Genomic DNA, 25,235 nt, shown 5'->3' on the forward strand with positions numbered 1-25,235 from the left:
GCAAGCGGGCGCTGCGGGCCTCAGCCGCCGTGAATCGGGATGGGTTTCAGGCCAGCTTTGCTGGATGTATTCGGCAATTTCATTGGACGAACGACGTCCGTGAGAACATGTTGTTGCAACAGATAACGGGCATAGGCAAGCGGCCGGGTATAAGTCAGGGTATGCATGCGTCGGTCGCCCGCTTCTGCAAATGAGGTGCGGCCTGGTTTGGAGTTGACTTCAATTAGCCAGAGTTGGCCCTCTGCATCTGCTCCGAAATCAAGCCCCAATTCGGCTAACCTGCCGAAACGGCTTTCCAGCAGGGTGGGGATAAGCGTAGCAGTCTGCCGGATGCTCTTCAGCAGAGTTTCCGTGCGGTTCGTTCCATATCGCTGGAGCAGATATGCGTGGGCAGGATATGCTTTCCCCCCACCGTGAAGATTGGACGTGAGTGAACCTTCGGGTCCTTCCCGTACCATACATCCGGTAAGCGTCCAGCGACCTTGCCCATTCTTTTGCATTAGAGCCCGTATGTCGAATGCTCTTCCATGATGGCTAAGCTCCAGATATGGCTGCACGATCATCTTACGTTCAGCCTGATGTAATGCTAGCCAGGAAGAAACAGCCTGGGTATGGTTGAATGTAAGAAAAAAGGTTTCATTGTCCTCGTTACGCCCCTCCACGATCCATGTTGATGGAGTCGTTCCCCGAGACAGGCGAAAGGTATTTTTGCCATGAGTCCCGGATACCGGTTTGAAGAACAGTCCTTTGGGCCAACGGTCCAGCCATGTTTCCCAAGGAATATGCGATCCGATCCGGGTTGTGGGAGCAAGTTGTGACCTCAATTCAGGATTTCGGGACAACACACGATGTACCTCCCATTTTCCTGGAAGGGAAGCAGACCAATAACGGTGTTGATCTGTGCCGTTGGTTGGTATCCATTCCTTAAGCTGTTGTCTGACGTACCTGGAGATAGGGCGAAGACAACGATCCATAATGAGATCGACTGCAGGAACAGGTACCGAATTCCACTTCCCTTGATGATAGACATATCCCCATTGAAGAGGGAGATGGACTGCATCATTCGATATCGGGATCACAATAATCTGAAGGGCGTATTTCATGCTCCCCAAACTGAGACGACGGCAGAAAAGTTCATCCGTAAAGGGAGGTGAGCCTTCGGTTGCACGTACCAGAATGGCCAGTGTCTTGGTCTGAGATGTTGGAAACATTACGCTACACCTCTCCTCTATCAGATTTGTTTCCAATAGGGAATAACTTTTCAAAAACCCGCCAGGTACGTAGAATATTCAAGCATGGCTTTGACGGAAGGGCGGATCTTGCTCTCACTCAGTGGTGTATTATCATTCTTGGATGGTTTGGAGTTGACTTCGAGCAGCCATACGCGCCCAGTGGTGTCCAAGGCCAGATCAATACCAAGTTCACCAAAATGAGCAGGGATGGCACTCTCGATCCCTTTAGCGATATCCAGTGCTGCGGTGTGCAATCCTGCATATGCGGAAGCTTTGGCTGATCCAGACAACTGTGTTTTGGCAACAGCATCCTTGACGGTGCTGAGACTTCCACCCCGTGCCAGATTGGATACGTAGTGACTCCCGCCCGCAATCCGGGCGACGATGGAGGTTACACTCCATTTACCTGTACGGTTCTTTTGCACGAGCGCACGGAAATCCACGGGTCTGCCACTGTTGTCAATGAGAGTCAGCCCTTGTTGGATCTGATAACGCGTTGTTTTCATTTTCCCCGACATACTGGCATACAGTTTATCCAGAGAAGTATACGTTTGTTTCCGGGTGCCCCCGACGCCAGTCGCCAGAGTCAGGAAGCTTCCGTCAATCTGACGTGAGACCCGGATGATCCCTTTACCCAAAGAACCGCGTACGGGCTTCAGAAATACAACCGGATGTCGGTTGCACATCGTCTTGAGCATGGCAGACGTCTTGAGCAAATGAGACTCGGGAAGAACTCGTTTAAGCGTTGAAATGGACTTGAGTGCGTCAAACACTTCGTTTTTGTCCAGAAACTTTTCATTGAAGGTTTGCGTGCCGTAGAGCGATTTTACTTCTTTCATAAAATGCTGTACGCTAGGTTTGTTCTCAAGCTTGCGGGACGTTAGCCGGTTATTGACGACGTCTGCTACAGGCAGAACAGTCTTTTTCCAGCCGTCATCATACACCCAGCCTTTCATATAACCCGTTACCGCTCCAATATCCTCCGGTGTGAAAAAGGATACATAGGCGCCTTGCTTACGGCAGGCGTTCACCAGTTCTTGACAGAACATCGTGATGGAGCCAAAGGGCCGATCGGGCTGATCGGGATAATCCTGGCTAACCAGTACACTGATGTAGGGTCCAAGGCGAAGCGTACGGCTGGCTGAACGATAGGATACCCTCAGGACCGAACGTGGAACGAGACCGGTCTTGCTGGCAACTGTCTGATTGATGCGCAGCCCGTCATACCTTGGTACCGGAATAACAGTGACTTCGCGGCGGAAAGAGCCAAATTGCAACTGAAGCGGCCTTCCTGAAGGGATTTTAAGCGCCTTAAGCACCCCTTCGCCCAGCATGATGACGTCGTCCTGCAGGATGCCCGAGCCGGTAACCTGAATCGTTACTTTTTTAGTGGACATCACGGATCTCCTTCCGGGCGGCAACTTGATGTCTGATCTCGAAGTTGAACGGCATCTGAACATGGCATGTGCTTCATCATATGAGGACATATAACCCTTGGTGATTGACCCATATGGATTAAATGCATTTGATTTCGAGGCAGGTTATGGATGGCCTGTTTCAGAGCGCCCTTGTTTGACAGGAGAGAAAAGCGTGTATTAACACGGATGAACAAACCAATCTGAGGAGGAATAATAGTGAACATTTATGACAAAGCCAATGATTTGGCCAAAGCACTGAGAGAAAGCAGCGAGGTGGAAGAGATTACTTCCGCGATGAAGCTGATTGAAGCTGATCCGGATGCAAAAGCAATGCTGGATAACTTCCGTGATCAACAAATGGAATTGCAACAACGTATGATGAGCGGGGATATGCCAGCTCCGGATGAGATGGAGAAAATGGAGAAGCTGTTTGAAGTACTGAGTTTGAATCTGAACATCCGTCGTTTGTTTGATGCGGAGCGTCGCCTCAGTGTCATCATTGAAGACGTGAATAAAATTATTGCTGACAGCCTGGGTCATCTGTACGGTGGCGCTGAAGCGTAAAAAGGTAGTTCAAAAAGTCCACTTTTGATTACGAAGGATGCCTAGCTTCATTCCATCTTCTCGGTACTGAAAACTGATCTATTTGAACACGTACTAAAAGGTTGTCTTGTTTTTTACCTGAACCTTTCATATTAGCTCCTTATCGTTCATAGACTAGACATATAGAGTCGATCAAGAACGAAGGAGCTGTGAATGGTGAAGAGGTTGAAAAAAGCAAAACATGTGATCTATCTGCTTATTGCGTTGTCGATGCTGGTCATTGCACTGCCGCGGATTTCCTTTGCTGGAGGAATGGACTGGGTTAATATTTTTGGCATCGTATGGGTGCTGTTCTCCTTATTAATCGTTGGTGCACATCTGCATTTTATTCTCGGTGTGGATGAAGAGAAGAAGCGTGCACTGGAAGCCGTTCGCCGGGCGAAGCTGCGGCAGTGGGAGATGAAACTGTTGGACAAGCAGGAGCGGAGCGAGTCTGTATAAGGTACAGTATGAGATCCAACATGGAAGACCGGAATCCCTTGGTACAAAGGGGCCCCGGTCTTTTTTGGTACATACAGAATTAGAGGTTAATGGGATGATTAAATTCAGATGGCGAACTTGCCTGTGAGAATGGGTAGGGGTGGGGTTATTTTCCTAAAGCCGTGTTATAATAGATACAGTATAGTACAGATGCATCTTCGGGGGTGGTACAGTTGGACGGACAGGAAGAGAACGTCACGAAGCATGAACAGTTACTTCAACATATTGAACAACTGAAGGTTGGCAGCAAAATATCAGTACGTGGACTTGCGCGGGAGCTGGGTGTAAGTGAAGGGACAGCGTATCGTGCGGTGAAAGAGGCGGAGAACTTCGGGCTGGTCGTGACCAAGGAACGAATTGGAACGGTGCGGATCGAGAAGAGACCTCGGGGCATGTCGGAACAGTTGACCTTTGCTGATGTCGTGACCATTGTGGAGGGCCATGTGCTGGGGGGGAACGAAGGTCTCGCCAAACCGCTGCACAAGTATGTGATTGGAGCGATGAAAGAACAGGCAATGGCCCGTTATATTGACGCTGGGAGTCTGCTGATTGTAGGTAACCGTGAAGATGCTCACTCGCTTGCCCTCGAACAGGGAGCGGGCGTGTTGATTACGGGTGGTTTTGGGACAAGTCGTGAAGTAAGAATTATGGCTGACGAGCTTGGGCTACCGATTATTTCATCCAGACATGATACATTCACGGTGGCTTCGATGATTAACCGTGCGATCTTCGACCGGCTGATTAAGAAAAAAATTATGCTTGTTGAGGATATCATTGGTCAGAAACCTCGCTTGCAGGTATTGAAGGTGACCAGTTCAGCCGCAGATTTTCATATGTTGGTTTCAGAGACGGGTGAACATCGCTTCCCGGTGGTGGATGAATGGAACCGGGTCATCGGGATTGTGAGTCTGAAGGATGTTAGTGAGCTGAAAGAAGATCAAAGTATTGAGAAATGTGTGATACGCCGCCCGATTACGGCCTCATTGCAGACATCTCTTGCTTCTGCTGCCCAGATTATGACCTGGGAAGGCATCGATTTTCTGCCAATCGTGGATCGGAATCGCAAACTGATTGCGTCCGTCACACGCAAGGAAGTGCTTCAGGCCATGCGGGATGCACAGAAGCAACCACAACTGGGAGAGACGTTTGATCATCTGATCTGGAACGGGTTTGCTGAGGAGCGCGGTGAACAGAACGAATTGTTGTTTCACGGATTCATCATTCCTCAGATGGCAACGGATCTGGGTACGATCTCCGAAGGTGTTCTGTTGAATGTGATGACACAGGCTGGCCGGCGGGCAGCGTGGGATGTTACAGGGAACGACCATGTGGTGGATAATGTAACAACTTATTTTGTTCGACCAGTACAGATTGAGGATCAGATCCTGGTTCGACCGTTAATTCTGGAAACCAGTCGTCGAACGTGCAAAATGGACATTGTGGTTACCCGTGAAGGCAGTGTGGTATGCAAAGCGGTAATGACATTGCAGTCGATTGACCATGCCTAGCAGGGTACGTTGCCTCGGGCATAGACAACAAAGAGAGTACTCCCTGATCAAGAAGCTCTGCCGGGTTGCGCTGTCGCGCGGTTCTGGCTTCGCTTAATGAAGGGGAAGTACTCTCTTTTTGCAGTCACAACGATAGAGCTTCAACGAATCATGCAGATTGTCCGGAGGTTTTACCTGATCCATTACTGGACCGTTGTTGAAGCCGCGCATAATAACTGCGGTTACGTATTCCGGCAAATACATTGTACGCACCCATAATCAGAAATAGCGCTTCCACAATCACAGATAAAGTGGAGCCCGTGAAGACAAACATCAGGATCAGGGCAAGAACAACAAGCATGCCACCCATCCAGATATTTGTCCACGAACGGTACAGACCGGCGCTGGTAGCATCCGAACTTCTGTGTGAACGAATACTGTTCAACGCTGCAAAAACCATGGCAACAGCAAAGATGGCGATTAGAGCATATTTGAGTACATCAATGAACACAAAGACGCAGCTCCTTTTCTGGAAAGCATTTACTGCCCTTATTGTACCATGGAGAGATGCAGACAAGGGCAGTTTTTTGCTGTTACGCAGGAACGTGCATGCGAATCTGTACCCAAACTTGCAGTACCCCTTCCATAACCAGCATCGTTTTGACTTGAACGGTGTATTCCTTTTCCCTGACTGAGTACACTTTCTGATTCAGCATGATTCGCGTCATTTTGCTATACTCATCGATGTTGAATACATCTCTGCCCCGAAGTACCTCAAGTTCGTCTCCGAGCTTCTGTAACATCACTTTCAGAGAAGCCTCGTCTGGCCCCTTATCCGATTCTTCTGCACGGACCTTGATTTCCTTGATAACGGTTTGGCGTTTACTGTATTTTTTCAGCGTTTTGATATCCTCCTCATTCTGATGCAGCTGAAGCTGCAGCTCCTGATTGTTCAGCCACAATGCATTGTAACTCAGGTGAAATACGCCGTTGTAGACGACACATCCAGCGATCATTCCCAGAACAAACACAGCGGTCATTCGCATCAGCGGGCGGTAACGAGAAAATGGCGGAACTCTCATGAACGCTGTTCCTGTCTCATATTAGCTCCGGCCTCCGCCGCACACCCATTTCACCAGCTCGGTTCCCATATGCGCGCCCATAAAAGCAGAGATTAAATACAGGATTTGTTTGACCGCCGGAGACAGGTTACCATCCAGGAAATTGCTCTCGATGACACGCATGGGATCTATTGTGCCGCCGACAGCGGCTGCGAGTGCCCATATCTTTATTTTTCCAGAAATATCGAGCATCGTCTGTGTCGGAGGCTGAAGAGAGATCACTGCTCCAATACCTCCGATCATCGCGCCGCCCAGCACGATTCCAAACGCAATAAAGAAATCAAGAATGGCTTTGGACAAAAATGTGCTCACTGGCAACACCCCTTTCAGACCTAGCAGCACACCTCCTGTCTTCGGTCTGTCACAGGGGGAGCGGCTTGTACTTCTATTGTATGGGCGTGCCCCCGAACGTTATGATAAAATAGAATAATAAAGTCTCCTTTTAAGAGGTTGTTACAAATTCTAATATGGGGATTCCATTTTTTATTTATTTAATTCATATAGTATGAGATAGATAGGGTAGCAGACGGATCAGAAGATCGATGCTGCGACTATCTGCGGCGAAAGGAAGAAAAAAACATGAGTTCTTTTGTGCATTTGCACGTTCATAGCGAATACAGTTTGCTGGACGGCGCTGCGCGTATTCCGGATCTCGTGAATAAGGCTGCAGATCTGGGAATGACGACACTTGCGCTGACCGACCATGGCGTGATGTATGGTGCAATTCCTTTCTATAAAGCCTGCGTTGAACGAGGCATCAAGCCAATTATAGGGTGCGAGGCATACATGACAGCAGGGTCCCGCAAAGAGCGGGGAAGCCGCAAGGATCAACCGATTCATCATTTGATTTTGTTAGCAAAAAATATGACGGGTTACCGAAATCTGATGAAATTGTGCTCGATTGGACATCTCGAAGGTTTTCATTACAAACCCCGTGTAGATATGGAAAGTCTGGCTGCCCATCACGAGGGCATTATCTGTCTAAGTGCGTGTCTTGGTGGTGAAGTACCACAACATTTACTGCATGGACGAGAAGAAGAGGCGAGACGTGCGGCGTTACGCTACAAAAATATTCTTGGTGACGACTTCTATCTGGAACTTCAGGATCACGGGCTGTCGGAGCAAAAAAGGGTAAATCCACAGTTGATCAAACTGGCTGCCGAGCTGGAGATTCCGCTTGTAGCCACCAATGATGCTCATTATCTGTCCGAAGAGGATGCGGAGCTTCAGGATGTATTGATCTGTATCGGAACGGGCAAGACCGTGGATGATGAGAATCGGCTCCGAATTGGAACCAATCAGCTCTATTTGAAAAGTGAAGAAGAGATGGCTCGTTTGTTTCCTCATGTACCGGAAGCTCTGGCAAACACCGTCCGCATTGCGGATTCCTGTGAGTTGAAGCTGGAATTTGGCAAATCGATTTTGCCGGAATACAGACCGCTTCCTGATGGACTCAGCCCTTCGGTGTATCTGCGTCAGCTGTGCGAAGAAGGAATGGAGGAGCGTTATGCGCAGTCCACACGTTGGACAGATGCAGAGCTTCGATCCGAACTCGAACAACGATTGGCGTATGAGCTGGGTATAATCGACAGCATGGGATTCTCGGATTATTTCCTGATTGTTTGGGATTTTATCGCCTATGCGCATAAACAAGGCATTGTTACTGGACCAGGCCGGGGCTCCTCGGCAGGAAGTCTGGTAGCATACACTTTGCATATTACCGATGTTGACCCGATGAAATACAATCTGCTCTTCGAACGATTCCTGAATCCCGAGCGGATCTCCATGCCGGATATTGATATTGACTTCAGCGATGAGCGGCGGGATGAGGTCATTGATTATGTCGCGCATAAATATGGCAAAGCCCATGTCGCCCAGATTATTACGTTTGGAACGATGGCTGCCCGTGCTGCCGTACGTGATGTTGGACGGGCCCTGAATGTGCCTTATGGTGAAGTGGACAAGGCTGCAAAGCTGATTCCGGCTCAACTTGGTATTAACATCGAGCGGGCCATGGAAGCTACACCTGAGCTGAAGGCGCTCTATGAAACCAAGCCTAAGACACGTGAGCTGTTGGATATGGCGATGAAGGTCGAGGGCATGCCACGTCATGCTTCGACCCATGCTGCGGGAGTGGTTATCTCCCGTGACCCGCTGACCGATGCGGTGCCACTTCAGGAGGGCAGTGAAGGGACAGCGTTAACCCAGTATTCCATGGAAAACTTGGAGTCTATTGGGCTGCTTAAGATGGACTTTCTTGGTTTGCGTACCCTCTCAATCATTGAACGGTGTGTACGCTGGATTGGGGAACATGGAGAAATTCCGGATTTCCGCCTTATCCCCGATGATGATCCGTTAACGTACGAGATGCTTGGGCGAGGGGACACGATGGGCATATTCCAACTGGAATCTGCCGGGGTACGCCGTGTGCTGAAAGAGATGAAGCCAAGTAGTTTTGAAGATGTAATCTCTGTACTTGCCTTGTACCGTCCGGGTCCGATGGAGTTCATATCCAAATACATTCAGGGCAAGCATGGACAGATTGAAGTGGATTACCCCCATGTGGATCTGGAGCCTATCCTGAAAGATACGTACGGGATCATCGTGTATCAGGAACAGATCATGCAGATAGCCTCCCGGATGGCGGGTTTCTCGCTGGGTGAGGCAGATTTGCTCCGCAGAGCGGTCTCCAAGAAGAAACGGGAAGTGCTGGATCTGGAGCGTGGACACTTTGTACAAGGCAGCCTGAAACAAGGGTATAGCGAAGAAGAGGCAGACCTGGTCTATGATATGATCGTCAAGTTTGCAAACTATGGCTTCCCGCGTGCTCATGCCGCGGCATATGGTGTGCTTGCGTTCCAGACGGCTTATCTGAAGGCGCATTATCCGGTTCATTTTATGGCATCCATGTTAACAGCCGTAATGGGCAGTCATCGGAAAGTGGCAGAGTACGTAGTGGAATGTCGGCGTATGGACATGGAGGTGCTTCCGCCGGATGTGAATGAGAGCGGTATTCTGTTTACACCTGTATTTGTGCCGTCCGGCAGCGCAGGAGCCGGGGATCAGAGCAATGCATCGCAGCAGACTGCGGGAGCAGATGCAGAGAATGACGCTGGAAGCCCTGCCGAAGAACATGCCACGAATGGTAACGGGAGTTCCTTCAGGGAAGATCGCGTTCATGAGCATGATGGGCATTCGGGACAAACCGAATATGGTGAAGCACCTCTACCGGATGATCCCGGTCCTGGACCGGAAGAGGACGGTGGTGGATATGAGTGGCAGGCAGCGACAACCATGCCTGAGGCATCCGACAACCGGAAGGAACCGGGATTGGTGACGGTTTCTTCAATGGATAATGGTAATGACGAAGGACAAGAGGCGTCTTCTTCGCGCGCGGAACAAGAGGAGCTGTCCTCTGTGGAGAAGAACGTTGCAGTGTCTAATGATAATTCGGATGAAGATAAGGAAAAATTAACGGGTGCAATACGATTTGGTCTGGCCGCTGTGAAAAATGTCGGTACCCAGGCAATGGAAAGCATTATGATCGTAAGGCAAGAGAGACCGTTCGACAGTCTGCTCGATTTTTGTCGTCGTGTGGATCTGCGTGTATGCAACAAACGTGTGATTGAATCGCTGATCCAGGCCGGAGCTTTTGACTCATTACCTGGGCACCGTGCCCAATTGCTGGCGATGCTGGATGAGACTGTTGAAGCAGCGTTGAAATGGCGCAAGGAACGTGAGGATCTGCAGATTCAATTGTTCGACTTTGTTGAGACGCCAAACTGGGAGATTGAATATCCGGAAATTCCTCCTTATTCCTCAGGGCAGCAACTGGAGCTAGAGCGAGAGTTGTTAGGTTTGTATCTCTCTGGGCATCCTCTGGATGACTATGAAGATGTGCTGGAATCGAGTGGGGCTGACCGGATCATGGAGCTGACCGAGGCGGCAGACGATACGATGACCGTCGCAGCGGGTATGGTTGTGTCTGTGAAGTCGATTACGACGAAACAGGGCAAGGCTATGGCGTTCATGGAGCTGGAAGACCAGATTGAACGCTGTGAAGTGGTTCTCTTTCCCGAGGTATGGCGGCGTAGCCAGCAACATGTCGGGAAAGGTGAACTGCTCGTCGTGCGTGCCAAAGTGCAGCAGCAGGACGAAGGGTTTAAGCTGCTGGCTGAGGAAGTGGTGCCGTTGTCACCGGCGGCACTGGAGCAGCAGCTGCGCAGCCGTGACCGGCGCGTCAAGCCCGGCAGCGGCAGCTCTTCGCGCCCGGCGCAGGCGGCTTCGCCGCGGCGACCAGCGGGCGCAGGAGCCGAAGCGCAGCGCAGCAGCGCAGGCGGCGATGCTTCCGGTGCGCGTAGCAGCGGGAGCCAAGGCTCGGCAGCGACGCGCAGCGATGGGGCGGGTACGGGCGCAGCCACGGCGGCGGCTTCCCGGCCTGGCGGTGCCGCTGAGGCGGCAGGCAGCCCGGCGCAGAGCCGCGAACCGCGGGCCGTGGAGCAGCGGGTGTTCGTGAAGATTGCCCCGCATGCGGAGAAGCCTGAGCTTCTGGCACGTCTGAAGCAGCTGCTTCAGGAGCATCCCGGACCTGTGGCGACGGTGCTCTTCTATGAGCAGCAGCAGAAGCTGCTTGCGCTGAGTGATGCCTACCGGATTAAGCCATCACCAACCTTGTTCTCCGAGATGGAGAAAATGCTGGGTGAAGGCACAGTCAAAATTAAATAAGAGGCTGTCCCGTAAGTGATAGCACTTATCCATAGTATGAAACCTGTTTGGCTCAATGCTGAACAGGTTTTTTTGATTATTTTAGTGCGAGCTCGGTTCCCTGACGACAGGGTTTAAACAAACAAATTGCAGACTTGTTATAGGCCAGCTACAGACCAGAGCGGAATGTACAATCCTGCAACAGGTCCAGGGTGCGACTGGTCTTAACCATCCGCACATTTTATGAACATTTTAACAGGTTGCTGCATACACTTGAGAACACCGAAGGACCTCGTGGTCCTCGGGGGATTGATGCGGGAGGTCGAGATATGTCATATGAAATCGTAGAAGCCATGCTGGCCCGGCGGGGTGTACGGATTGATGCAATCGCAGCAATTGTATACCGTCTGCAAAAAGGGTACCACCCCGAACTGACCTTGGACGACTGTGTAACCAGCGTGAAATCCGTTCTGCAGAAACGAGAGGTGCAATATACGCTCTATACGGGTATTGCTCTCGACGAACTTGCGGAGAAAAAACTCTTGCCCCAACCGTTACAGGCTATTATGGAAGCGGATGAATCCCTGTATGGAGTGGACGAGACTCTGGCCCTCGGCATTACTCATGTGTATGGTATGATTGGTTTAACCAGCTTTGGTTACCTGGATAAAGAAAAAATAGGTGTAATTCATGATTTGAACGAACACACAACAGCCATTCATGTCTTTTTGGATGATCTGGTCGCAGGGGTGGCTGCTGCGGCTTCTGCCCGGATTGCACACAAAAATATTAAAGCCAAAAAATACCCCTCAGACCTTTAACCCCCTGTATTTCCATGCTTGTCTGTTATGGTCAATCTAATGGCTCATATGAAGGTCTTCAAGGGCGGCTGACGCTGCCCTGATAAGCTTGCGGCTGCTTATGGAAGAGGTATGAACAAGAAGATTTCGTCAACCATATGAGTTATTCGTGGGGGACTAATGTCCCTCATGATCCCAAATTCTCCCCAAAGGTCCCGAACCCTTTCTTGCAGAAAAAAAGTGAGGTATGTTATCATTAGTCCAATATACGGGCTCTGAACATTAGCTTAGGGGGCGGACAAGGCATGTGGACGGTGATTTACATTGCACCGACAGCAAAGGTTGCGGACAAGATCAAGACCAAGCTTTCGGAAGAAGGTTTTCTGGTACAGACCCGTCCCATCAGTTTATCCAAGCAGCAATTTGAGATTCGCGTCCCTTCTGGGGAATTGGAAGAGGTCCAGGAAGTGTTGAATTCCATTCTGCATTCCTGATTTGTTCGACATCAACGTGCCTTGGCAGATGAAGAAGTACCATCGGTACATAAGGGACTAATCGCGTAAGCGGAGAGAGGAATCGACTTGCATGTATTGTATGCTGCTGTCCTTCCTTCTTTTTTTGTTAGGACAAGGACCGACCTGGTTGCTCCCGGAGACCCTACCAAGATAGATTCAAACATCGGCGCAACAATCTTTCGGTTTTTGCAGGTAACATCAATCGTGCTGACAGAAGCCGGTGATCCTTGCCCTGTACCGGCGGATTTTTTTGTTGTGAATGCTGGACAAGGCCCATGGCAGCGTGTGGGTCGTAAGCGGTTTACCGTAACACGTGGATGAAGCTGCCACAAGCAGCGCTCTGCAGGTTGCGGCCATCAAATCAACGGCTGGAGAGGTGTAGTTGTGTTCAAAGATATATTCCAGAAGAAACGGAAGTACGCTACCATACCTTCCGAGCGTGCACTTCCCGGCGAAGGCCAGGAAGTCCTAGAACGCCCAAAACGTGAAATACCTGAAGGGCTTATGAACAAGTGCAGCAAATGCGGCACGATTCAATATAGCAAGGAATTGGAGAAAAATCTGAAAGTATGTCCTGCCTGCGGTTACCATATGCGTCTTAACGCTATGGAGCGCATTGCTATGGTACTTGATGATCAAGGATTTGTTGAGTTTGACGCTGATATGATATCGGTTGATCCACTTGGCTTTCCTGGATATAGCAACAAATTGGAACAACAGCGTCTGAAATCGGGCCTGAAGGAAGCGGTAATTACAGGGGAAGGAACCATTGATGGCCTGCCTGTAGTTGTTGCTGTCATGAGCTTTGATTTCTTCACAGGCAGCATGGGTTCTGTTGTAGGGGAGAAAATTACCCGTGCCATTGAGCATGCCACAGAGAAACGGTTACCATTGATTATTTTCTCAACATCAGGTGGTGCCCGGATGCAAGAGAGTATTCTTAGCCTCATGCAAATGGCTAAAACAAGCGCAGCTTTATCCCGTTTAGATGAACAGGGCGGGCTGTACATTTCGGTCATTACGGACCCAACGACAGGTGGAGTCTCGGCAAGTTTTGCGAGCCTGGGCGATATTAATATTGCCGAACCTGGCGCTGTATTTGGTTTTGCCGGCAGAATCGTTATCGAACAGACGATCCGTCAGAAGTTACCTGATGATTTCCAAACGGCTGAATTTAATATGCAACATGGTCAGTTGGACATGGTTGTGCACCGGAAAGAGCTTCGGGCCACTCTTGGCAAGCTTCTGGATATGCATAGTGAAAAAGGAGGGGTCTAAATGGCGGGTGAGTTGCCATATGAAGCGCCTCTGGTTGAGATGCGCAAAAAGATTGATGAACTCGTACAGTTTGGACAGGAAAAAGGGATCGACTTCACGGACGAGATTGCCCGCCTGGAAGAACGTTACCATAGACTTGAAGAAGAGATCTACACTGGCATAACAGCAGCTCAGAAGATGCATCTGGCCCGTCATCAGCAGCGCCCAACGGCGCTGGACCTGATCCAACTGATATTTACGGACTTCATTGAGCTGCACGGTGATCGCATGTTCGGAGACGATCTTGCGGTTGTTGGCGGACTTGCCAAGTTGAATGGAAAGACAGTAACGGTAATCGGACAACAGCGGGGGAAAGACACGAAGGATAATATCGCCCGCTTTTTCGGCAGCGCTCATCCAGAAGGTTTCCGAAAAGGACTTCGTCTGATGAAACAAGCGAACAAATTTGGCCGTCCTATTATTACGTTTATTGATACTAAAGGGGCGTATCCGGGTAATACTGCAGAAGAGAGAGGTCAATCGGAAGCGATTGCTCGCAACCTGATGGAAATGGCGAAGCTATCGGTTCCTGTTATTGTTGTGGTCATCGGCGAAGGTGGAAGCGGCGGTGCCCTCGCTATGGCTGTGGGTAATCGTGTGTTGATGCTGGAACATGCGATCTATTCTGCAATCTCTCCGAACGGCGCTGCTTCGATTCTCTGGAAGGATGCATCCAAGGCAGATCAGGCGGCTGAAGCAATGAAAATAACAGCCAAAGACCTGTTGGAGATGGAAGTCATTGAAGAGATTGTCCCTGAGCCACGCGGCGGTGCTCATCGGGACTATGAAGCATCTGCTGCTTTCATCAGTGAAGCTTTGGTCCGTCATCTCGACGATATGAAGGGTTGGAGCGGGGATCAGCTGAAACAGGATCGTTATGAGAAATTCCGTAAAATTGGATCGGTCACGTTTGAACCTCAAGCATCCATTGAAGCCCCTCAAGAGCTTGTAAAAGTCGATGTTGCGAGTAATTTGTCGGGAAATGCTGAATAATGTGACGAATTTCCTATACAAATGAGCAAAAGTATAGTAAATTTAATAGTTGGAAAAAGAAAAATAGATAAAGAGTAATACCTTTAAAATCGGAGGAAACCCAAAATGCGTAAAACGAAAATTGTATGTACCATTGGTCCATCCAGTGAATCTCTGGAAAACACCAAAAAATTGATTATGGCCGGTATGAATGTGGCCCGTCTGAACTTCTCCCACGGTGATTTCGATGAGCACGGCGGACGGATCATTGCGATTCGCCAAGCATGCGAAGAGTTGAACAAAACAGTAGCGATCCTGCTGGACACCAAAGGACCGGAAATTCGGACAGGTAAACTCGAAGTTGAACCGATCGAATTGGTTCAAGACGAGTACATCACTTTGACAACAGAAGAAATTCTGGGAACCAAAGAACGTCTTTCCATTACGTATACAGATCTTCCGAATGATGTTGAACCGGGATCTACAATTCTGATCGACGACGGTCTGATCGGACTGACTGTGGTGGAAGTGCAAGGCACCGAGATCAAATGCCGTATCGTTAACGGCGGATCGATTAAAAGCAAAAAAGGTGTTAACGTTCCGGGCGTTGCCATTTCTCTACCGGGTATCACCGAAAAAGACGCTAACGATATCGTATTTGGTATCGAACAAGGTGTCGATTTCATCGCGGCTTCTTTTGTACGTAAAGCAAGTGACGTACTTGAGATTCGTGAATTGCTTGAAAAACACAATGCTGGTCATATCCAAATCATCTCCAAAATCGAAAACCAACAAGGTGTCGATAACCTCGACGAAATCCTTGAAGTGTCTGACGGCCTGATGGTTGCTCGTGGAGACCTGGGTGTTGAGATTCCTGCGGAAGAAGTACCATTGGTACAAAAACGCATGATCCAAAAATGTAACGTTGCAGGTAAACCGGTTATCACAGCTACACAAATGCTGGATTCCATGCAGCGTAACCCGCGTCCAACACGTGCGGAAGCAAGTGACGTGGCCAATGCGATCTTCGACGGTACGGACGCAATCATGTTGTCCGGTGAGACAGCTGCGGGTAAATACCCTGTTGAATCTGTTCTGACCATGTCCCGTATTGCTGAAAAAGCAGAATCTGCTCTGCCTTACCAAGAGTTGTACCTGAAACAACGTGTTGCTCAACAAACAACAGTTACAGAAGCAATCAGCCAATCGGTTGCTCTTCAAGCTCAAGATTTGAACGCAAAAGCGATCATTACTTCGACTGAATCAGGACATACTGCACGCATGATTTCCAAGTATCGTCCAGAATCTCCAATCATCGCTGTGACAACGGAAGACAGAACTTCCCGTCGTTTGGCTCTGGCTTGGGGTGTAACTCCTGTCAAAGGAAGACTGGTTGATTCCACGGATGCTTTGTTCGAGAATGCAATTGAAGGCGGCGTAAAATCCGGACTTGTTAAAGAAGGAGACCTGGTTGTGATCACAGCAGGTGTACCTTTGGGTCGTTCCGGTTCTACCAACCTGATTAAAGTAAGCCAAATTCCAAACAACGCTTAATAGCGTCTTGGATGGAGAAGCAACAGGAAAGAAGCAATGGGGCTTTATTGTCCCGTTGCTTTTTTTCCATCTTATTGACACTTTACAACGAGGTAACACGTATGAATGATAGAGCGAAGGAGGCCGATAACGTGCGAGAACAGAGCAATGGTAACTGGTATGCGGCACGTCTTCGTGTACGCTATCAAGAAAGTGACCAGATGGGCGTGGTCTACCACGCGAACTATTTGAATTGGTTTGAAATCGGTCGAACTGAGATGATTCGCCAAATGGGGTATACATATCGTAAAATGGAGGAACAGGGGTTACTGCTTCCCGTAACCGGACTGGATGTGAAGTATCACAAGCCTGCCCGATATGATGATGAGATTATCATTTTCACCCGTATTGCTGCATTTAGTGGTCTGCGACTGAATTATGAGTATGACGTAAGACGCATGTCTGAAGAACCTGATGAGCATATGGCGATTGGAGAACGGGTATGGTCAATTGATGAATCACTCCCCGGTGAACGGCTAGTTACAGGTTCTACACAGCATGTATGGGTGAATGGGGACTGGAAGCCAGTTCGGCTGGATAAGGCAGTCTCTGAGTTATACAGCGCGCTTGAAAAGGTGTGGCTTTCGGGAAAGGGGTAATACGTCAATGCGAAAATGGATGTGGGCTTTACTCTTAATCATTCCGGTGATTGAATTATTTGGTTTTGTTCTGATGAGTGACTGGATCGGAGCCGGAAAGACATTGCTTCTCATGATTCTCACGTCCTTGATTGGTATAGCAATGTTGCAGTTTGAAGGGCGAAAAGTACTTGTGGACGCCAAATCCGAGATGGAGCGTGGCAAGGTACCTGGAAGAAAAATGGTCGATGGTCTTTTTATTTTTGTCGGTGGTTTCTTGCTTTTGATTCCAGGCTTTGTAACGGATCTGATCGGGTTTACACTGGTATTTCCATTAACACGTCCGGTGTACCGTCTGTTCTTCCTGGGGTGGCTGGAGAAAAAAATGAAAAGTGGCAAAATTACGTTTTATCGTCGTCCGAAATGAAACACCAGTTGTTTTGCATAATAGAAAAAGGCTCCGCTCAGCAGATGATTTCTGTTGAACGAAGCCTTTTTCTATTTTCCTGGGTGCTCATAAGATGATGCCTCATCGGACACGGCCGTTGATGATATACGTTCTGAGGTCGCGTAATACGTTAGCCCGATTGAACGCATCCAGAATCACGAGACTGACAGGGCCAATAATCAAGCCCAGGACACCGAACAACTTCAAACCCACAAACATGCCAACCAGCGTGGCGAGTGGGTCGAGCCCTACACTGCTTGCAAGTACCTTCGGTTCAATAATCTGACGGGCGATCAATAAGATCAAATAGATAATACTAATCCCAATGCCCAGATACAGATCCCCATTCATAAAGAGGTACGCTGCCCAAGGCACCATGATAAGGCCAACACCCAGATAAGGAAGCAGATCGACCAAACCAATCATCAGAGCGATGGTGAAGGCTGAATTGACTTGCAATATAAGCAGTCCAATCATGACGAATAGTGCTGTAATCGAGATCATGATCAATTGTGCTCTTGCGTATCCGAACAGTGCCTTCTTAAGGTCGGTCCAGATGTCGGATATCGGCTTGCGAATGGAAGAGGGTACCCATCCCGATACGGTGATGTTGTGCCTAGTCCAGCTTTTGCTAATGAAGAATGTAGACAACAGAACAACGATTAATACCGCGCCCATGTTCGGCAGGGAAGTCAGCAGACTCAGAATCATGTTGAAAAATCCGGTGACCAGATCTGTGACGGCTGTACCCACCGTTTCAGTTGTTTTACTAATATTGCTGTTGATGGTTTCCTGGTAGTTGGGATTTTCCTTGTAAAATTCATTGATCTGCGCAGTCAAACTTTGAATGGTGTCATTCTGGGTCCAGCGCACAAACGTGTCCTTGATCTCATCAACATGAAGATCAAAGCTTGTCGTAAGTGAAATGACTTCTTTTACCATGCGGGTAATCGCCGCAGACAGCACCACCGCAATGGCTCCAAAATAAAGGATCAATGAAAGAGTCACAGCCAGCCAGCGCGGGAATCGTGCTCGATGCTGAAGCAGTTTCACTAAAGGATTCATGGCATAGGCGATAATCCAGGCAATCGCAAAAGGGTACAAAAGCGGGAACAGCAAGTATATGGCAACGGCGATCAGAACGGCCGCAATGATAACCCATAAGCCACGGAGCAGGCGTTTCATTATTATTCTATCCAAGCATCAACTCTCCTTATTTCAATTAAGCCGACCTATGTATGATCCATGGAGCAGTATTAAAAATAGATGGCTATCTTAATTAATATAGAGCATTTACAAGGTTTTGAAACGCCGGGATGTTACCAGATCTTGTTCAAAAGCGGATTTTTGAACAAGATGTATGGGGATTCTTTCTTTTGCCTAGAGTATGCCTTAGTATTACAGAATATAGCAATAGAAAGTTCTCATACGACAGGATTGGTTAAAAAACATTAAATGTCAACCTTGTTTTTGTAAAGGCTTTCAAAAATGCTTTATCGGTCCGATAAAGAAGTTTGATGTGCGAATGAACTCTCATCGTGTTCACATAAACGACAAAATCCAGTATGATGTTATAAGTAAATACCGATTGACAGATAGGAAAACCGTAGTTTGAAATATTTGTTAATTTTAAAATGAAAATGTTTACAAAAAGAGAATAGGTGCATTTTGGCACTTATATGACACTCTGGAATGGTTCCTGATTTCGCTTATTAAAGGAGAGATGTATATGACAGCTACCAAAGGTCTGGAAGGCATCGTTGCGACAACCTCTTCGATCAGTTCTATTGTAGACGGTGTGCTCACATACCGTGGTTACGATATCGACGATTTGGCTGAACATGCCAGCTTTGAAGAAGTTGCCTATTTGTTGTGGTTTGGTAAATTGCCAACAACGGATGAACTGAAATCCCTTCGTAAAAGCCTGAGCGATTACGCGCCGATTCCGAGCGAGTTGATTGCACAAATCCAATTGTACCCGAAAAATGTCAGTACCATGGCAGCACTTCGTTCCGCTGTCTCTGCACTTGCACTGTACGACGAGCAAGCGGATGAGATGACAACGGAAGCGAATGAGAACAAAGCGGTTAAGTTGCAAGCACAGTTGCCAACGATTGTGGCAGCCATCGCCCGTATCCGTCAGGGCAAAGAACCTGTGGCTCCAAAAGAAGGCGCTTCCATCGCAGAGAACTTTTTATATATGATGACTGGTGAAGAACCATCCGAGACCGCAGTGAAAGCATTGGATCAAGCCCTTGTCCTGCATGCGGATCACGAGTTAAACGCTTCGACATTTGCAGCCCGTGTAACGGTTGCTACGCTGTCAGATATCTATTCCGGTGTAACTTCCGCCATTGGCGCACTGAAGGGACCACTGCATGGCGGTGCTAATGAAGCCGTTATGAAAATGTTGAATGAGATCGGTACGCCAGATCGTCTTGAAGCGGCAATTCAGGAAAAACTGAATAATCGTGAAAAAATCATGGGTTTTGGACATCGGGTGTACAAAAACGGTGATCCACGCGCCAAACATCTACAGAAGATGTCCAAGGAACTTGGCGAGATGAACAATGATACGCGTTTGTATGATATGTCTGTGAAGATCGAGGAACTGGTAACAGGACAAAAAGGACTGAAGCCTAACGTAGACTTCTATTCTGCTTCTGTATACACCCAACTGGAGATCGAACAGGAATTGTTCACTCCGATCTTTGCCATCAGCCGGGTGTCTGGATGGACAGCACATATTTTGGAACAGCTTGCGGACAATCGCATCATTCGTCCACGTGCGGAGTACACTGGCCCTACAGAACAGAAATACGTTTCTATTGAACTTCGCTAATAGCCGTAAAAACAGTATAATAATATGGACGAGGTGAAGGGTTGGAAAGCAGAGGCTTTACTGGCTTAAGCTCTCAGGACCCTTCTCTCAACAAGACTAGTGGTATGATGAATACTGCATATACGAAACCTAGGAGGAATTTTAACTATGAAATTAGAAAAATTTGCTCACCCAACTGAAGGCGAAAAAATCCAAATTGATAACGGTACACTTCAAGTACCTAGTAATCCAATCATTCCATTTATCGAAGGTGACGGTACAGGCCGTGATATCTGGAAAGCTTCCAAACGTGTATTGGATGCAGCTGTTGAAAAAGCTTATGATGGCAACAAAAAAATCGCATGGTATGAAGTGTTTGCTGGACAAAAAGCATTCGATACATACGGTGAGTGGTTGCCGAATGATACACTGGAAGCCATTCGTGAGTATATCGTAGCGATCAAAGGACCATTGACTACGCCAATCGGTGGTGGTATTCGTTCCCTGAACGTAGCCCTGCGTCAAGAGCTTGACCTGTACACATGCTTGCGTCCTGTTCGTTATTTCGACGGTGTACCTTCTCCGGTTAAACGTCCTGAGTTGGTAGACATGGTCATTTTCCGTGAGAATACGGAAGATATCTATGCAGGAATCGAGTATGCTGAAGGTTCTGAAGAAGTGAAAAAAGTGATCCAGTTCCTTCAACAGGAGATGGGTGCTAACAAAATCCGTTTCCCTGAGACTTCCGGTATTGGTATCAAACCAGTTTCTTCCGAAGGTTCGAAACGTCTGGTACGTGCAGCAGTGCAGTATGCAATTGACCATAACCGTAAGACGGTTACACTGGTACACAAAGGTAATATCATGAAATTCACAGAAGGTGCCTTCAAAAACTGGGGATATGAAGTGGCTGAAGAAGAGTTCGCTGACAAAGTATTCACATGGGCACAATACGACATCATCAAAGAAAACGAAGGTACAGATGCAGCGAATGCAGCACAAAAAGCTGCTGAAGATGCTGGTAAAATCATCGTAAAAGATGCGATTGCCGATATCGCTCTGCAACAAGTATTGACTCGTCCAGGCGAATTTGATGTTATCGCAACATTGAACCTGAACGGTGACTATCTGTCCGATGCACTTGCAGCGCAAGTTGGCGGAATTGGTATCGCTCCTGGAGCGAACATCAACTACGTAACAGGACATGCTATCTTCGAAGCAACTCACGGTACTGCACCTAAATACGCGGACAAAGATGTCGTGAACCCTGGTTCCGTTATTCTGTCCGGAGTAATGTTGCTTGAGCACTTGGGATGGCAAGAAGCAGCTAACCTGATCTACAAAGGTATGGAAACATCCATTAACAATAAAACAGTAACGTATGACTTTGCACGTCTGATGGACGGCGCTACTGAAGTGAAATGTTCTGAATTCGCGGATCAAATCATTAAAAACCTGTAAGGGGAGATGTGAATCTTGACTATTCAGCGCAAAAAAATCACAGTAGTCGGCGCCGGTTTTACCGGTGCTACGACCGCATTAATGCTTGCCCAAAAAGAACTCGGGGATGTTGTGCTGGTTGATATTCCTCAACTGGAGAACCCGACGAAGGGGAAAGCACTCGATATGATGGAAGCAAGTCCTGTTCAAGGATTTGACAGTCATATCGTCGGTACTTCCAACTACGAAGATACTGCAGGTTCTGAGATTGTAATCATCACCGCTGGCATCGCCCGTAAACCGGGTATGAGCCGCGACGATCTGGTCAATACGAATGCGGGTATCGTGAAGTCCGTTTGTGAAAATGTGAAAAAATATTGCCCTGATTCCATCGTCATTATTCTAAGCAACCCGGTGGATGCGATGACTTATGCAGCTTATCAGACCCTTGGTTTTCCTAAAAACCGTGTTATCGGTCAGTCAGGTGTTCTGGATACAGCACGTTATTGTACCTTCATTGCGCAAGAGTTGAACGTATCTGTTGAAGATGTTCGTGGATTCGTTCTTGGCGGCCACGGAGACGACATGGTGCCACTCGTTCGTTATTCGAGTGTAGGTGGTATTCCGATCGATACGTTGATTCCGGCAGACCGCATTGAGTCCATTGTTCAACGCACACGTGTTGGCGGAGGCGAGATTGTGAATTTGCTGGGTAACGGCAGTGCCTATTATGCACCAGCAGCTTCGCTTGTTCAGATGACCGAAGCGATTTTGAAGGACAAGAAACGTATCATTCCAGTGATCGCTTATCTTGAAGGTGAATATGGCTATAATGATCTGTTCCTCGGTGTACCAACCATTTTGGGTGGTAATGGCATTGAGAAAATATTCGAACTTGACCTGACAGCGGAAGAAAAAGCAGGATTGGACAAATCTGCTGATTCGGTTCGCAACGTCATTTCGGTAGTAAACCTGTAAGTTTGAAAACTTTTTGAACAGAAGCTAAAAGAAAACCTCCGGTAAACCCGGAGGTTTTCTTTTCTTTGGATAAGTTCCCCAGTATAATGGGATGTGATGTATAGCACACCGAAAATGTTGAGGAGGATGAAAATTTTGACAATGATTATGTATTTGCTCCATATTGTTGGAGCACTGGCGATGGGATTCTATTTGATTCTGCCATTTGTGGTCGGTAAAATCCGTACTTTGAATGCCGCAGCACAAGAGGGAGCCTTTGCATCACTTCGTTCTTTGAACAAAGTCGCGCAGTATGGACTTGTAATCCAACTTCTTACTGGTGGTTACCTGATGACCAAAGGTGAGTATTCTCATGTCTGGATGGCTGTCGTTGTTGTTCTGCTCTTGGCTATTGCGGCTATTGGAGGAATTATGGGTAAACCGCTGCGACTCGCTGCAGAAGGTGTGAAAAACAAACGTGATGTGGGTCCTGAGCAAAGCAAGATCCGTATGTTCAGTACACTTCTGGCTGTATTCTTGCTAATCATGGTGTACCTGATGGTGAATAATCAGGTGATCTAAATGCGTTGCGGACGGTTAATCCACCTTATGAAGATGTATTGTTAGTTGTTGGTTAAGCGTTTGCAGACGTACTTAGGACAAGCCGGATGAGATGTAAGATGGTGTTTCGTTGAAACAAACAAAAAATAGACAGCCTCATTGGCTGTCTATTTTTTGTTATTACCAAGATGAAATCAGCAGTCCTCGGTTTATTTGAACTGGAACTAGAGGGATCACTACCATACATATCATCATACATATTTATCTGACAAGGTCTACATTGGTTAGGATGTACTCACAGTATACGCCCGCACTGCATTTCGACCATTACGCTTGGATTCGTACAAGGCAGTATCAGCATCGCGTAACAAGGACTCCAGCGAATCTGACCCTCCATTGTACTGGGCAATACCAAAGCTTGAGGTGAGCGTAATAGGCACTCCCTTAACATCCAGGGGGTCATTCAACAAGGCAACTCTCAGTTGTTCGGCAAGTTTCTCGGCTTCTTGAAGCGAGGTATTCGGAAGAGCGATGACAAACTCCTCTCCTCCATAACGGGCAAATAACATCTCAGGGCTTAAATATCGATTACAGACAGAGACCACATGAATGATGGCCTGATCGCCAACATCATGCCCGTACGTATCGTTGATACGTTTAAAGTAATCAATATCAAATAAAATAAATGAAACAGGTTGCGGATTAAGCTGAGCTTCACTCAAAATCTCCCGTCCTCTATGCAAAAATTGAGTGCGATTATAGATTTTGGTCAGACCATCGAAATAAGCCAGTTGTTTCAACTGTTCTTGCAAGAAGCGTTGTTCCGTTATATCAATTAACATAATTAGACTGCCCACAGTCTGTGCATCCTTGTTATATACGTAAGATGTCCTGACCTGATAACAGACGGTCTCTCCATTTAACTGCCAGTACAGATCCGTTTGCAATCCTTCTCTTCCGTATTCAACGGGAAATGTCTTTCCAGCAAGATTAAGCCAGATATCATCCAAGGGTTGGCCAATCATGGTTGTATTAAGCTCTGGCAACATGTCACGCAGAGATCTGTTGTAATCGACCAGTCGATTGAAGCTATCCAGTACAATAACACCTTCACGCATGCTCTCGAAAATACTGTCTTTGGCGATGGGTACGATGGTTAGTAGACGTGAGGATAGAATCGCCCAGATATACATGGCAGATGTGATACACATGAGTACGGGTACGGGGTCCATCCCGCCGGGGGTCAAACCAAGCAAATACAGAAAAGCTGCGACCATAGGAATAATCTGTGAAGTAATGAGAGTAAGTAATTGACGACGATACATCTTTTTGGTGTGTCTCCATTGTCCGATCAAAATGAGGCAGGCACATAACAGACAGGAGAAGGTGAATGCACCATGTACAACATACCATTGACCCACTGCGATATCCATCAGAGGAACGGGACTATCTTCTCTCAGCCATACTTTTTTATAAAATAGATGATGAAAGTCATTGGTTGCAACCATACCTAGGGTAATGGAAGGGATTACAAACAGCGCGGCAGTTACCTTTTTGGATAACGTTTTTCCTGTGTACTTTATCATCAACATGAGGCCAAGAGATGCGGAGAAGGGCATGCCTATATACTCCACGGTGGTCCAAAACATCATCTGTTCCAGCGTGTTGCTGGCTAGCTCAATCGCATAACCAAAAGTATATACGGAGAGTGCTGCTGTGTAGAGAATGAATATTTTGGAACTGGGAATCTCGGATCTTCTGAAATAGGTATATAAACACAAAAAGACATTCAGCACGGCTGAAGTAGCGACGAGTGTTATATATGAATTAATATGCGATTCCATTGTCAGGTCTCCATGTTAGGTTAGAATGATTAAACCAATAAAGATGAGAGTTAAAGCACATCAGTATACTGTACATTGTACATCAGCCCAAGCAGCATAGGAATACACTTTGTATCATGAAACAGTCTAATTTCGAATAAATTTCGAATTTTTGGCCAAACAGGCATTGAAGCAAATTGGTTGTTTGATATCTAAAGAGAGTGGTAAATAACGATTAGAGACAGCACGCTGAGGCTTAAGTTGCTGTTCATCGCAGAAGAATAATCTAAACTGTTCATGCCATCCTACAGAATGAGACTTTTTCAGAGAACGAAAGACAAGGAAGTATACAGTTAGGGTCCATG

At 47.6% G+C, this 25,235-nt stretch carries 22 protein-coding genes; 15 read left to right on the forward strand and 7 right to left on the reverse strand.

Going from position 1 to position 25,235, the window contains the following annotated elements; genetic code table 11:
- Window positions 1–20 precede the first annotated feature (20 nt).
- Both MHI48_RS09755 and MHI48_RS09760 read right to left on the reverse strand, forming a co-directional pair.
- Entirely contained in the window at window positions 21–1,211 is a 1,191-nt protein-coding gene (locus tag MHI48_RS09755; protein WP_076327001.1) for a YheC/YheD family protein, read from the reverse strand.
- Window positions 1,212–1,261: 50 nt separating this feature from the next.
- Window positions 1,262–2,629: a YheC/YheD family protein gene (locus tag MHI48_RS09760; RefSeq protein ID WP_036609865.1), complete on the reverse strand. Its 1,368-nt coding sequence runs from the start codon at window positions 2,627–2,629 to the stop codon at window positions 1,262–1,264.
- Between the two features lie 237 nt (window positions 2,630–2,866).
- On the opposite strand from MHI48_RS09760, the gene MHI48_RS09765 reads away from it, so the two are divergent.
- The 3 genes from MHI48_RS09765 (at window position 2,867) to MHI48_RS09775 (ending at window position 5,241) form a co-directional block, all read left to right on the forward strand.
- Window positions 2,867–3,214: a YlbF family regulator gene (locus MHI48_RS09765; RefSeq protein ID WP_036609862.1), complete on the forward strand. Its 348-nt coding sequence runs from the start codon at window positions 2,867–2,869 to the stop codon at window positions 3,212–3,214.
- 195 nt (window positions 3,215–3,409) lie between these two features.
- A complete protein-coding gene (locus MHI48_RS09770; protein ID WP_085981456.1) occupies window positions 3,410–3,694 on the forward strand; it encodes a hypothetical protein in 285 nt (94 codons plus the stop codon).
- Between the two features lie 212 nt (window positions 3,695–3,906).
- The gene (locus MHI48_RS09775; RefSeq protein ID WP_036609860.1) at window positions 3,907–5,241 is read left to right on the forward strand and encodes a DRTGG domain-containing protein; all 1,335 of its coding nucleotides are present in this window, start codon (window positions 3,907–3,909) and stop codon (window positions 5,239–5,241) included.
- A gap of 148 nt (window positions 5,242–5,389) precedes the next feature.
- Here the strand turns inward: MHI48_RS09775 and MHI48_RS09780 are convergent, their stop codons facing one another.
- From MHI48_RS09780 to MHI48_RS09790, 3 genes are all read right to left on the reverse strand, one after another.
- Window positions 5,390–5,731 carry a YtpI family protein gene (locus tag MHI48_RS09780; protein WP_036609858.1) on the reverse strand — a complete coding sequence of 114 codons (342 nt, stop codon included), beginning with the start codon at window positions 5,729–5,731 and terminating at the stop codon, window positions 5,390–5,392.
- A gap of 82 nt (window positions 5,732–5,813) precedes the next feature.
- A complete protein-coding gene (locus MHI48_RS09785; RefSeq protein WP_036609856.1) occupies window positions 5,814–6,302 on the reverse strand; it encodes a hypothetical protein in 489 nt (162 codons plus the stop codon).
- A 21-nt stretch (window positions 6,303–6,323) separates the two neighbouring features.
- On the reverse strand, window positions 6,324–6,653 hold the full coding sequence (locus tag MHI48_RS09790) for a YtrH family sporulation protein (RefSeq protein ID WP_026081169.1): 330 nt from the start codon (window positions 6,651–6,653) through the stop codon (window positions 6,324–6,326).
- Window positions 6,654–6,920: 267 nt separating this feature from the next.
- Here MHI48_RS09790 and MHI48_RS09795 point away from each other — a divergent pair, with 267 nt between their 5' ends.
- The 8 genes from MHI48_RS09795 (at window position 6,921) to MHI48_RS09830 (ending at window position 17,247) form a co-directional block, all read left to right on the forward strand.
- Window positions 6,921–11,066 (forward strand): DNA polymerase III subunit alpha, encoded by a 4,146-nt coding sequence (locus MHI48_RS09795; protein WP_405143811.1) that lies wholly within the window; start codon window positions 6,921–6,923, stop codon window positions 11,064–11,066.
- Between the two features lie 308 nt (window positions 11,067–11,374).
- The gene (locus MHI48_RS09800; RefSeq protein ID WP_036609851.1) at window positions 11,375–11,866 is read left to right on the forward strand and encodes a phosphatidylglycerophosphatase A; all 492 of its coding nucleotides are present in this window, start codon (window positions 11,375–11,377) and stop codon (window positions 11,864–11,866) included.
- A 284-nt stretch (window positions 11,867–12,150) separates the two neighbouring features.
- Window positions 12,151–12,339 (forward strand): hypothetical protein, encoded by a 189-nt coding sequence (locus tag MHI48_RS09805; protein ID WP_017689496.1) that lies wholly within the window; start codon window positions 12,151–12,153, stop codon window positions 12,337–12,339.
- Window positions 12,340–12,744: 405 nt separating this feature from the next.
- Window positions 12,745–13,638, forward strand: a complete 894-nt coding sequence (accD, locus tag MHI48_RS09810) for an acetyl-CoA carboxylase, carboxyltransferase subunit beta (RefSeq protein WP_036609844.1) — start codon at window positions 12,745–12,747, stop codon at window positions 13,636–13,638.
- The gene (locus MHI48_RS09815; RefSeq protein ID WP_036609840.1) at window positions 13,639–14,670 is read left to right on the forward strand and encodes an acetyl-CoA carboxylase carboxyltransferase subunit alpha; all 1,032 of its coding nucleotides are present in this window, start codon (window positions 13,639–13,641) and stop codon (window positions 14,668–14,670) included.
- A gap of 105 nt (window positions 14,671–14,775) precedes the next feature.
- Window positions 14,776–16,203 carry a pyruvate kinase gene (pyk, locus tag MHI48_RS09820; RefSeq protein WP_017689492.1) on the forward strand — a complete coding sequence of 476 codons (1,428 nt, stop codon included), beginning with the start codon at window positions 14,776–14,778 and terminating at the stop codon, window positions 16,201–16,203.
- 101 nt (window positions 16,204–16,304) lie between these two features.
- Entirely contained in the window at window positions 16,305–16,841 is a 537-nt protein-coding gene (locus MHI48_RS09825) for an acyl-CoA thioesterase (RefSeq protein WP_405143814.1), read from the forward strand.
- A 7-nt stretch (window positions 16,842–16,848) separates the two neighbouring features.
- Window positions 16,849–17,247 (forward strand): FxsA family protein, encoded by a 399-nt coding sequence (locus MHI48_RS09830; RefSeq protein ID WP_036669966.1) that lies wholly within the window; start codon window positions 16,849–16,851, stop codon window positions 17,245–17,247.
- A 102-nt stretch (window positions 17,248–17,349) separates the two neighbouring features.
- Here the strand turns inward: MHI48_RS09830 and ytvI are convergent, their stop codons facing one another.
- Window positions 17,350–18,468 (reverse strand): sporulation integral membrane protein YtvI, encoded by a 1,119-nt coding sequence (gene ytvI / locus MHI48_RS09835; RefSeq protein ID WP_036609832.1) that lies wholly within the window; start codon window positions 18,466–18,468, stop codon window positions 17,350–17,352.
- Window positions 18,469–18,997: 529 nt separating this feature from the next.
- Between ytvI and citZ the strand changes: the two genes are divergently transcribed.
- The 4 genes from citZ to MHI48_RS09855 all read left to right on the forward strand — a co-directional run bounded on the left by citZ (window position 18,998) and on the right by MHI48_RS09855 (window position 23,068).
- Window positions 18,998–20,110 (forward strand): citrate synthase, encoded by a 1,113-nt coding sequence (citZ, locus tag MHI48_RS09840; protein ID WP_017689488.1) that lies wholly within the window; start codon window positions 18,998–19,000, stop codon window positions 20,108–20,110.
- Window positions 20,111–20,257: 147 nt separating this feature from the next.
- The gene (gene icd / locus MHI48_RS09845) at window positions 20,258–21,550 is read left to right on the forward strand and encodes an NADP-dependent isocitrate dehydrogenase (protein ID WP_036609828.1); all 1,293 of its coding nucleotides are present in this window, start codon (window positions 20,258–20,260) and stop codon (window positions 21,548–21,550) included.
- A 15-nt stretch (window positions 21,551–21,565) separates the two neighbouring features.
- Window positions 21,566–22,507, forward strand: coding sequence for a malate dehydrogenase (mdh, locus tag MHI48_RS09850; RefSeq protein ID WP_036609827.1), 942 nt, complete (start codon window positions 21,566–21,568; stop codon window positions 22,505–22,507).
- 135 nt (window positions 22,508–22,642) lie between these two features.
- Window positions 22,643–23,068 carry a hypothetical protein gene (locus tag MHI48_RS09855; RefSeq protein WP_017689485.1) on the forward strand — a complete coding sequence of 142 codons (426 nt, stop codon included), beginning with the start codon at window positions 22,643–22,645 and terminating at the stop codon, window positions 23,066–23,068.
- Between the two features lie 263 nt (window positions 23,069–23,331).
- Here MHI48_RS09855 and MHI48_RS09860 read toward each other — a convergent pair whose 3' ends face one another.
- Window positions 23,332–24,891 carry a histidine kinase N-terminal 7TM domain-containing protein gene (locus MHI48_RS09860; protein ID WP_036609826.1) on the reverse strand — a complete coding sequence of 520 codons (1,560 nt, stop codon included), beginning with the start codon at window positions 24,889–24,891 and terminating at the stop codon, window positions 23,332–23,334.
- Window positions 24,892–25,235 lie beyond the last annotated feature (344 nt).

The sequence above is a fragment of the Paenibacillus sp. FSL H7-0942 genome (genome assembly GCF_045040715.1).
Classification (GTDB): Bacteria; Bacillota; Bacilli; order Paenibacillales; family Paenibacillaceae; genus Paenibacillus; species Paenibacillus amylolyticus.

Coding starts and splice junctions, on each gene's coding strand:
- MHI48_RS09755 (WP_076327001.1), bottom strand. CDS start 1,211: ATGTTTCCAACATCTCAGACCAAGACACTGGCCATTCTGGTACGTGCA.
- MHI48_RS09760 (WP_036609865.1), bottom strand. CDS start 2,629: ATGTCCACTAAAAAAGTAACGATTCAGGTTACCGGCTCGGGCATCCTG.
- MHI48_RS09785 (WP_036609856.1), bottom strand. CDS start 6,302: ATGAGAGTTCCGCCATTTTCTCGTTACCGCCCGCTGATGCGAATGACC.
- MHI48_RS09795 (WP_405143811.1), top strand. CDS start 6,921: ATGAGTTCTTTTGTGCATTTGCACGTTCATAGCGAATACAGTTTGCTG.
- MHI48_RS09800 (WP_036609851.1), top strand. CDS start 11,375: ATGTCATATGAAATCGTAGAAGCCATGCTGGCCCGGCGGGGTGTACGG.
- MHI48_RS09805 (WP_017689496.1), top strand. CDS start 12,151: ATGTGGACGGTGATTTACATTGCACCGACAGCAAAGGTTGCGGACAAG.
- MHI48_RS09815 (WP_036609840.1), top strand. CDS start 13,639: ATGGCGGGTGAGTTGCCATATGAAGCGCCTCTGGTTGAGATGCGCAAA.
- pyk (WP_017689492.1), top strand. CDS start 14,776: ATGCGTAAAACGAAAATTGTATGTACCATTGGTCCATCCAGTGAATCT.
- MHI48_RS09825 (WP_405143814.1), top strand. CDS start 16,305: ATGAATGATAGAGCGAAGGAGGCCGATAACGTGCGAGAACAGAGCAAT.
- MHI48_RS09830 (WP_036669966.1), top strand. CDS start 16,849: ATGCGAAAATGGATGTGGGCTTTACTCTTAATCATTCCGGTGATTGAA.
- citZ (WP_017689488.1), top strand. CDS start 18,998: ATGACAGCTACCAAAGGTCTGGAAGGCATCGTTGCGACAACCTCTTCG.
- icd (WP_036609828.1), top strand. CDS start 20,258: ATGAAATTAGAAAAATTTGCTCACCCAACTGAAGGCGAAAAAATCCAA.
- MHI48_RS09860 (WP_036609826.1), bottom strand. CDS start 24,891: ATGGAATCGCATATTAATTCATATATAACACTCGTCGCTACTTCAGCC.